Genomic DNA, 9,400 nt, shown 5'->3' with positions numbered 1-9,400 from the left:
AATAGAAATCCAGAATTAGTAAAAGAGAAAATAGATATAATAAAGAGAGAGTTTGGAGATAAATACTTTGATGGAATTAAAAGAAAAGAGTTACATGATTTATTATCTAATACCAATGATAAAAAAGTTAACGAGTTGTTTAAAGGAATAATTAACTCAAATATAGAAGATATTTGGAAAGAGCAAAAGGAATTTATTCTACTAAAACAAATATATGTAGCAGCCACAACGTATGGTCAAGATAATAGTGCTTGCCCACAAGGTGTATGGAGTCAAATCATTAATAGTTTAGATGAGATTGATCAGAAATTTCTAGATCAATTTAATAAACATCTAGAAGAAAAAATAGAACAGGAAAAGAAAATCATAGAAATCACCGAAAACAATATTAAAGAATTCTCAGAAGATCTTGCTAAAGAATTAATTAAATATGTTAAAGAGAATGCAGAATTAGAAGATACTTTAGAAGAATTTGCACTTAGTATAGTAAATATTGAAGAGCCTGAGAACATTACGTTTAAACAGCAAAGAATGCTAGCAAAGATCAATCAAGTATTTGGTGAAAATATTAAAAAATATTTACCTAATCGTAAACTAAATATTATGCTGTATTCAAATGAGGACTATGAATCGTATAAAAATACGATTAAAGGGTTAGGAAACACAAAAGCACTAGAGAATTTTGTAACAAATCGGAACAAAGAAGAAAGCTTAAGTACAAATTTATTACAAGTAGATAGTGTTGAAAGCATACAAAAAGAGTATAAGGGGTTAGTTTTAAATTCATAGAAAAACCTTAAAAATATATTGGGAGAGTAGACATTGCTCTCCAATTTATTACAGTATCCCTTTGTTATATTTTTACAATATCCTATACAAAAATAAGTATATTATACATAGTAGTTTGTATATCTGATGGCAATTCGATGCAAAAGATCTATTCTAAAAGAACAATAAGTATTTGACATCAAAAAAATATTTTGTTACTATGTAATAAGAATAATATAATGAGGTAAAGAATGTTTTGGTCTAGAAAATCGAAACCTATAGATCCACAATCTTATCAGGTTTCACAAACTAATAATACAAATATGCAAAATATACAAGATGATAATAATTTTGTATCATGTGAGTATAATGCTAAATTAGATGGTAATTTAGATGCTATTTATGATGACGATATAGAAGGTGAGGAATGTAATCAATCTTCTTTTCGCATAGTGGGTTCATTAATGTATACTATAAAGTATGGCGCTAAGGCTTCATCATTATTTGCATGGTCTGCATCAAAAATTTGTTACAGTGTTTCATATGGGATGTCTTATGCATCTGATTGTCCTAATTGGTTAGCACAATATATTGAAAATGATATTAAAAATAGTGTGCAAGATAAAGAAAGTAATATAGTACAAGGTGCAGTGCTTGCTCAAAAGGGTATGGCTGTTATATCAAATGTGTTATATGTTGCATCGTGTATGCCGTATAGTGCTGGGTACATCTTAGATAAGGTCTCAGAAGGGTTAGATGGAGTTTCAACTTATCTTTCTGATAACAAAATAGATCAGATTTGTAAAATATCAGATCAACTTTATGAAAGGGTGTGTCAAGGTATATCAACTAAGATTAATAAAATTGAAGTAATGAATAGCGTTTCAGTGAGTTCTATTGCTACTTTTGCTTAAAATTTGAAGGTTGTAAAATTAATATTTCTATCTTATGAAGTAACTATAATAATGATTTTAAGTTAAATTTTTTCATCTATTGTAAGTAGAATATAACTTTACCAACTTGTCTGAGATTTTATTTCAGACAAATCTTATGATAGTTCTGTATGTATAGTTTAAAAGAGTAGTAATATAATAATTTAGAAGATTTTGTCCTTTGTTTCATATGCAGTGTTTGTCTTTTTGTGTAGTCATGATAAAAGCATCAATATACTCTTCAAGTTGTTTTATAGTAGTACTTTTTAACAGTTGCATCTTTCAGCGTACGATTTAACTTGTCCATGGATTGGAGTTGCTAACATAAGATAGATTTTTAAAATCAAAGAAAGATAATGTAAATCATAGTTTTAGGTTTTGAATAACCTTTAATTTTGTGTCTACATAAATAATAATGGCGAAAAGTTATGCTTTAATTATTTGAGTTCCCAAAAATTGGTAAAACTTCTCGATAAGTTGTCAGTAAAATTTAGTTGCGAATTTTTTATTAATTTCTAGATATATTTAGCTTATTCTATTCCTACAAGCAAGAATTTATCTTGTTTGCGGGCATATAGTAACTCAAATTCTACACTAAACTATCTAGATTTTTGAAACAGCATCTGTATTCGTAGGACCTTCCTGAAATAGCTTTGCTCTTTGTACAATTTCAAAAACTGTACTACAAAATACACCCTAAACCTTCCAAATAGAGCTTTGATGCTTGAAAGTATATGCCTAACATTATATCCCCATCCTCGATTTTTTTTGAGCAAAAAGATTTAGAGTACCATCACTATCTTGAATGCTTGACTTCAGCATTAATCACAAGACCTACAGTGTCAACAATGATGTGATCCCCTTTATCTTTTTACCACATTCTCTAAATTCCCTTTTTGGGTAGTTTTAATTATTTCCATAAATCTTCTTTTTCCTTATCAAGAAATCAACAGCTACAGTTCATTGATTTTTTACCTCTTCTCTAGTAGAATTCTCAACTGATTCTAACACTTCATCTTCATTGATAGAATCAGTGAAGGCATCATCCCAGACTCCTTGAGTTGCTGCACGACTATACTCTGTTACCCTATTTTCGAAAAAGTTAGTATGCTCTACACCGTTTAATATTTCATCTAACCATGGCAGTGGATTATCACCTATGTTGTATATAGGGCTTAATTGTAATTGTATTAACCTTCTATCTGCTATATAGCGTATATAATTGCGAATTTCTTCTGCAGATAAACCTTCAACATTACCTAAATCAAATGCAAGATTTATAAATTCATCTTCAAGCTTTACAATAGTCCTACAAGCTTCATATATTTCCTCTTTGAATTCGTCATCCCAAATTTCATTATTTTCCCAAACAAAAGTGTTAAATAAAGTAATTATCGAATTAGTATGTAAAGTTTCATCACGTGCAGACCAAGCAATTATTTGTCCCATACCTTTCATTTTTCCAAAGCGCTGAAAATTTAGTAAAATTGCAAAGGATGCAAATAATTGTAATCCTTCAGTAAAAGCACCAAATACCGCTAAAGTTTTAGCTATGTGTTTTTTATCATGTTTCTTGCTTTCTTCGAACTCTAACATGTATTCATACTTTTTTCTCATGGCATCGTATTTTAAAAATGCTTGATACTCGCTTTCTGGCATTCCAATAGTATCTAAAAGATAAGAATAAGCTGCTATATGTATAGTTTCCATATTAGAAAAGCTGGCAAGCATCATGCAGATTTCTGTTGGCTTAAATATATTTGCATAGTGCCTCATATAGCAATTATTTACTTCTATATCAGCTTGGGTAAAAAACCTAAAAATCTGAGTTAGAAGATTCTTTTCCACATTTGAAAGCTTAGTCTTCCAATCTTTTACATCATCAGCAAGAGGTACTTCTTCCGGTATCCAATGTATCCTTTGTTGCTGCAACCATGCATCATATGCCCAAGGATAGTGAAAAGGCTTATATATTGGAACTGAGTCTAGTAATGACATATAATATTACCTAAAATTAATTCTCAGTTTAATGTTAACCGATATTGAGAACGAGTCAATTTGACTTTATTAAAAATTGACGATATATAGTTTTTCAGTGTAACATAACCCTAATCAATCAGTTGATAGAAATGCGAATACTTATATCTTTTATCTTTTTCTTTTTAATAAGTGGTTACACTACTTACAATCATGGCATTCCAGAAGCAAAGGTTGAGTTATGGAGTAACATAAAAATTGGTGATAATAAAGAAAAAGTAATCCAAATTTTAGGTTCTCCAACATTAATTTCTCAATTTGACAGTAATGTGTGGTACTATATTTCATATAAAACCAGGCAAGTTAATTTTTTAGGAAAAAGAAAATATAGTAGTAAATCTTTACAAATTTCATTCAATTTAGAAGATAGTATAGTAAATATTGAAGAAATAAGAGTTTCAGAAAGATCCGTAATATCTTCTATGTAATCTCTTAGTATAGTTCTTTTGCTGGGATTGCTAAATTAGATAGATGAGACATAATCTCTTTTAAAAGAGAAGTTGTATGGAAGTAAAAAATATCGTAAAAAGGGACACATTACAAAGGTTTTAGCGATATAATTGCAAAGATTGCAAACCTACTTGCTTTTTCGTATCTAAGTAACCTCTCTACTATGTTTTTATAACTTTTAGTACAGTTATGCAAGAGATCCAATTGATAAGATCAAATAATAAGAATGAGCGGCTCTTAAATAGTAAGTTTAGCTTAAAAAAAATTGCTTTGGTTTTTGATAAAACTAATTATAATGATAATATGAGTATTTTTAAAGATATTCAATTTATCATTAATCAAAATAGTAGCCTACTTCAGTGCTATAGTTATGCTTAATCTCTGTCATAAGGTTAATATCCTGCTTCAGTGCATAGCTTGCTTAATCCCTGTCATAAGGTGCTATTACATTTTTATGATAACTTGATAATTTTAAAAAAGATAGTAATTTAATTAGGGGGTTTATATGAAACAAGAAACTAAAGAAACTTTATTGTTTTTGGGAATAGGTGCTACAGTAGGTGCTACAGTAGGTGTTCTGACAGCTCTGGGGCTCAGTTTTACTGCTTTACCAGCACTCGCTGTAGGAGCAATTATTGGTGCTATACCTATTGCACTATTCTGTGCATTTATATATAATAATTGCAAATGTGGAGAATCTTGGACAAATCATATATATTATTCTACTGCTTCTCTTCTTGCTAGTAGTGCAATTGGAGCTGGTCTTGCTTTAGCTGCGACTGCTGTTTTTCCTGGAGTACTGCTAGGAACAGGTTCATCGTTACTTGCAGGTGCAGTAATAGGAGCTGTGGCACCGATTTTAGGTGCAATTGCAGCTGATCTTGCTATAGAACTAGCTGAAGGAGTTAATAATCATGTAAAATCACCTGTAGTTAAAAAATGTTTTTCTTCTAATGAGAGAGTAGCCTAAAAAACAATTATATAGTAATTAAAAGATTAGCTATCAGGTTCTGATAGTCTAAGAAAAGTACTAATATAATTAGGAATGTTATAAAGGCACTTGATCTGCGGTTTGATAAATTTTCCTAATGTACTCTTGTCAGAACTGATGGCCCAAAGGTGCCAGCCCTAACCGTAGACTTGCAAAGTAACATTGCCTTTCAAAAAAATTCTACTCTGCTGTTGTTTATATGTAGCTTTATCAGAGATATCTTATTTTTCATAGCTTAACAGTCCACCAATTTCTCACAGAATCCTCTTGCGGTATTTTGGAATCCATACCTTTCTCATACTTATAGTATACCAATAGTCGCTTCTTCTCCTCAAGGCGAGGTGTTTTTAGAATCTCAGAAGAGGATACTAAGAATCTAAACTAATTTCTACTAAAATTCAATCAACTATATAATAATAAATATAAAGATTATGAATAAAATAAACTTTCTGAAATTTATTGAACTATGCTTTCAAACGGTAGTTCCAGGATGTAAATATAACGACTACCAGCACATAGAAGTTATAGCTGATAGGTTATAGAGGCAGCAGTTGCTGGTAAAATAAAACGCATAATATTAAATGTACCACCTCGTTCAATGAAATCTATATGCGTAAGTGTTGCATGGCCTGCATGGATACTCGGCAAGTATCCAAGCTCAAGAATAATAGTTGCAAGTTATTCAAAACTACTCAGCGAAAAACATTCACTTGATACAAGATGCATCATGCAATCTGATTGGTACAAAGAACTATTTCCAGGAGTAAAATTATCAAAAGATCAAAACACTAAATATAAATTTCAAACAGTGCAAAGAGGATTTAGAATTGCAACATCTGTCGGAGGAACACTAACAGGAGAGGGCGGTGATTTTATTATTGTAGATGATCCGATAAGTCCTGCTCAAGCGTTAAGTAAAACATTTAGAACTCGTGCTAAAAATTGGTTTGATCAAACTTTGGTTACAAGACTAAATGATAGAAAAAAAGGAGTTATTGTACTTGTAATGCACAGATTGCATCAGAAAGATTTAAGCGGACATCTCCTTTCTAAGCCAAAAAACATATGGCATCATATTTGCCTTCCAATGATATCTGAAAAAGAAGAAATAATTGATTCTATAATGACTAAGAAAAAGAATTTTTACTTAAGAAAGGAAAATCAATTACTCTATCATCTAAATGATGAAGAAATTGAAATGATAAAAATAGAACTTGGAAGTTATGCATTTGCTGCGCAGTATCAACAAAATCCATTGCAACTTTCAAGTGGAATAATTAAGTAGGGATGGTTAAAACGCTATAATAATCCTCCAAGTAGTTTGTCATATGTGACACAAAGTTGGGACACAGCAGTTGCAGCAAATAATTCTAATGATTTTAGTGTCTGTACCACTTGGACAAAGATAGATAATAAGTTTTACCTACTTGACGTATATCGAGCAAAACTTGAATACCCACAATTAAAAGAGAAGGCTTTATTACTAGCACAAAGATGGAATCCACATGCAATTTTGATTGAAGAAAAAGCAAGCGGCCAGCAACTTTTACAAGAATTAAAACTATGCAGCAGCTTACCCATTATTGGAGTTATACCACATAACGATAAACTCACAAGATTTTATCAAGTTGTTCCATTAATAGAGTCAGGAAGGATTTTCTTACCATATAATGCAGTATGGATAAATGATTTTGAATGTGAAATTCTGATGTTTCCAGACACTCATTATGATGATCAAGTAGACAGTACCGTACAATACTTACAGTGGGCAAATAAAATAAATAACAACGTAATAAAAATTAGAAATTTCTAACTAAACTTTAACTCTAGAGATAAAAAGAAAAACATATGCGAAATCAATGCAGATTCTACTCACATGTGGGTACATTTGTACCCACATACGTTGTAGCTTTGTTTATATTTTATTCTCTACTAAAAGCTCAAACTTAACTTAGTTAGTTCTACTTATGCAATTTCCTTACATGCTGCTTGAAAACTCTCCACACTACAGTTTTTAATTATATTAGCACAATCTTCCACTTTTTTATTGCATTCTTCAGAAAATTTAGCTGCATTCGAAGCAGAAATTTCAGCACTACCTTTATAACCACCAGCAGAATTAGCAAATGCTTCAGATTCTTCAGCATGTGTTTTAGCATCTGTAGCAGATTTTACAGCAGTCGAAGCAGAAATTTCAGCCTTTTTAGCATGTTTTTGAATAAATTCATACTCTTCCTTTGAAGCACGGTACTCAAAAACTCCTGCAATAACTGCAATTAATAGAGATACCCCAGCAATTATTGCAAGTGGCAACATACTAACACTTAATACTCCTAAAAGTGAAGCAACTGCAAAGCTACCAGCAACTATAGCTATAGTGGTAGCAATATTTGTTAATTTTGTAAAATTATTTGTTTTGACATTTTGACTCCTTCTAATTAAATATTATTAGTATTAAAATAATATACTAAATTTTTAATATGTCAATCACTTTTATTAAAATAATATACATTGCACTCTAAGAATAAAAAAGGCTTTTCTTATAGTAGCAATGTTGTTGTAATCAAATAAATTATTATTGTAATAAATATTGCGTATTAGTAAGGAAGTAAAAACGTGTTTTAGATTCTTATGAGAGAGGTAATCCTGGGGTAAAAAAAGTCTTTCCAATATTCTAATGCATGGAAAACTGGAGGCACAGGTAGGTTAGTAATTCTTTCTGTAGATCAAGGATTTGAGTATGGGTCTACAAAAAGTTTTGAGGTAAGTCCTGATATACAGTTTTTTTATTGGTAGCACTTAATATCATCCAAATTTTCACTCAATCAGTACTTATAATTTATTCGAAAATCTATTACTATTTCCAAAATAAACTATATAATAGGCCATGTTGAAGTTTTTATTACCACCTGAGATTTCTCATTCTTTAGCAATTACTATACTTAAGTTTTTACCTTACCAAAAGCCTAAAGAACTTCCAGAATCTTTGGGTGTTAGTTTTTTTAACCATAAACTGAAAACACCAGTAGGTCTTGCTGCTGGTTTTGATAAAAATGCAGAAATAATAAAATATATGTTTTCACTTGGTTTTGGCTTTGTTGAGGCTGGAACTGTAACTAAAAATCCACAGCATGGTAACAAAAAACCTAGGGTATTTCGTTTAATACAAGACAAAGGAGTAATCAATAGGTTAGGGTTTAATAATAAAGGAATAGATTACTTTATTGCGCAGCTAAATAAAAGCAACTTGCAGAACCATGTTTTTGGCATTAACATAGGAAAAAGTTTTTCATCAGATAATCAAATTAATGATTATGTAGATCTCATTAAAAAAATATATGGAAAAAGTAGCTATATAACATTAAATATTTCATCTCCTAATACTCCTAATTTATGTAACTTACATAAAAGAAAAGAATTAATGGAGTTATTAAAAGCTGTAACGCAAACTCGAAAATCAATAGATAATAATGAATCCATACCTATTATTCTTAAAATATCTCCTGATATAGACGAGCATACAAAAGAAAGTATTGCTGAACTTGTAATTGAGTACAAAATTAATGGTCTAATAGTAAGTAATACAACTGTAAACTGTAGAGATAAATTACATTCTCACCAAGATGAGAAAGGTGGATTGAGCGGAAAACCTTTATTTCAACTTTCAACCAAAGTATTAAGTGATATGTATAAACTTACAAAAGGTAAAATATTACTAATAGGCTGCGGTGGAATATCAAGTGGTAAAGATGCATATGAAAAAATAAAATCTGGAGCTTCTTTAGTACAGTTATATACTGCTCTTATATATGAAGGGTTTCATATTGTTAATAAAATTAATCTTGACCTTGTAAAACTAATAGAAAAAGATGGGTTTAAGAATATTGGTGAAGCTATTGGTTGTTTATACAAATAATTGGTGCTAAAAGCAAGGATTATTGCATAATAATAATAGATCCTAAGTTATTACAGTTGCAGCATTCATAATGCCATTTATGTTTTATATTACCACAATCTTTACATTGCCAACTTGGATCTGAAATAGCACTAGAAGTAATTTTATTTAACCAATATATAGCTTGATCATCTTCATTTAGAAGAATCTTCAACTGTACCATAAGAACATAAATCGATAAGTAATTCACTTTCGTCATCGCATTTTTTAAATGTTGCTCTGCAATATCATATTTACCTGAAGCTATAGCAGATGATGCAAGTATAC

At 30.4% G+C, this 9,400-nt stretch carries 7 protein-coding genes and 3 pseudogenes; 7 read left to right on the top strand and 3 right to left on the bottom strand.

Going from position 1 to position 9,400, the window contains the following annotated elements:
* Together V6U76_RS03350 and V6U76_RS03345 are read left to right on the top strand one after the other, a co-directional pair.
* A partial coding sequence (locus tag V6U76_RS03350) for a hypothetical protein (RefSeq protein ID WP_333023604.1) occupies nt 1–789 on the top strand: 789 nt, incomplete at its 5' end.
* Nucleotides 790–1,019: 230 nt separating this feature from the next.
* Complete coding sequence (locus V6U76_RS03345; protein ID WP_333023603.1) at nt 1,020–1,682, top strand: hypothetical protein; 663 nt, start codon at nt 1,020–1,022, stop codon at nt 1,680–1,682.
* A gap of 978 nt (nt 1,683–2,660) precedes the next feature.
* Here the strand turns inward: V6U76_RS03345 and V6U76_RS03340 are convergent.
* Nucleotides 2,661–3,698 carry a ribonucleotide-diphosphate reductase subunit beta gene (locus V6U76_RS03340; RefSeq protein ID WP_333023602.1) on the bottom strand — a complete coding sequence of 346 codons (1,038 nt, stop codon included), beginning with the start codon at nt 3,696–3,698 and terminating at the stop codon, nt 2,661–2,663.
* Nucleotides 3,699–3,829: 131 nt separating this feature from the next.
* Here V6U76_RS03340 and V6U76_RS03335 point away from each other — a divergent pair, with 131 nt between their 5' ends.
* The 3 genes and pseudogenes from V6U76_RS03335 (at nt 3,830) to terL (ending at nt 6,991) form a co-directional block, all read left to right on the top strand.
* Nucleotides 3,830–4,165, top strand: a complete 336-nt coding sequence (locus tag V6U76_RS03335; RefSeq protein ID WP_333023601.1) for an outer membrane protein assembly factor BamE — start codon at nt 3,830–3,832, stop codon at nt 4,163–4,165.
* Nucleotides 4,166–4,692: 527 nt separating this feature from the next.
* On the top strand, nt 4,693–5,157 hold the full coding sequence (locus V6U76_RS03330) for a hypothetical protein (protein ID WP_333023600.1): 465 nt from the start codon (nt 4,693–4,695) through the stop codon (nt 5,155–5,157).
* Between the two features lie 452 nt (nt 5,158–5,609).
* A pseudogene (gene terL / locus V6U76_RS03325) lies at nt 5,610–6,991 on the top strand (phage terminase large subunit).
* A 152-nt stretch (nt 6,992–7,143) separates the two neighbouring features.
* On the opposite strand, the gene V6U76_RS03320 reads toward terL, so the two are convergent.
* On the bottom strand, nt 7,144–7,494 hold the full coding sequence (locus tag V6U76_RS03320) for a hypothetical protein (protein ID WP_333023599.1): 351 nt from the start codon (nt 7,492–7,494) through the stop codon (nt 7,144–7,146).
* Between the two features lie 296 nt (nt 7,495–7,790).
* Between V6U76_RS03320 and V6U76_RS05585 the strand changes: the two are divergent.
* Both V6U76_RS05585 and V6U76_RS03315 read left to right on the top strand, forming a co-directional pair.
* A pseudogene (locus V6U76_RS05585) lies at nt 7,791–7,953 on the top strand (class I fructose-bisphosphate aldolase); the annotation flags it as partial.
* Between the two features lie 112 nt (nt 7,954–8,065).
* Nucleotides 8,066–9,094: a quinone-dependent dihydroorotate dehydrogenase gene (locus tag V6U76_RS03315; RefSeq protein WP_333023598.1), complete on the top strand. Its 1,029-nt coding sequence runs from the start codon at nt 8,066–8,068 to the stop codon at nt 9,092–9,094.
* Between the two features lie 19 nt (nt 9,095–9,113).
* Here V6U76_RS03315 and V6U76_RS03310 read toward each other — a convergent pair.
* A pseudogene (locus V6U76_RS03310) lies at nt 9,114–9,400 on the bottom strand (heme biosynthesis protein HemY); the annotation flags it as partial.

This window comes from Wolbachia endosymbiont of Pentidionis agamae (genome assembly GCF_036711655.1).
Taxonomy (GTDB): domain Bacteria; phylum Pseudomonadota; class Alphaproteobacteria; order Rickettsiales; family Anaplasmataceae; genus JAZHPY01.
Note: the sequence above shows the minus strand (reverse complement) of the source record. Positions and strands in the feature narration are given on the sequence as shown.